This window comes from Gaoshiqia sediminis (assembly GCF_025907915.1).
GTDB lineage: Bacteria > Bacteroidota > Bacteroidia > Bacteroidales > Prolixibacteraceae > Gaoshiqia > Gaoshiqia sediminis.
Window position 1 is genome coordinate 1 of sequence record NZ_JAPAAF010000164.1, and the last position, 305, is coordinate 305.

A 305-nucleotide genomic window follows, 5' to 3' on the forward strand; every position below is an offset into this window, starting at 1 on the left:
TGTTGCTGCCATTGCACGGCCATATCCGACAAAACCGGGTCGGCGTGTTTAAAGAACATTTTATACGACGTGCAGAAACGGGGTTTCCGGTGGTCCTGCGGATCTTTGATCCGGTCTTTGGTACAGCCACCGTAACATTTGGTGAGCCAGCTGCATTGGCGGCACTCGCGCGGCAACGCCGCTTTGGCCTGTCCGAAAACCGACTGTTTTTTCGAGTTCAGCATATTAATCAGCCGGTCGTGCATCACATTGCCCAGCTTCCATTTCGGTTCCACAAAAAAGTCGCAGCTATAAACATTGCCGTT

The 305-nt window shown here is 51.8% G+C and carries 1 protein-coding gene; it reads right to left on the reverse strand.

What is annotated here, in order from left to right; translation table 11 throughout:
• The coding region (locus tag N2K84_RS20415) for an SPASM domain-containing protein (RefSeq protein WP_282593671.1) at positions 1-305 on the reverse strand (305 nt) is incomplete at both ends.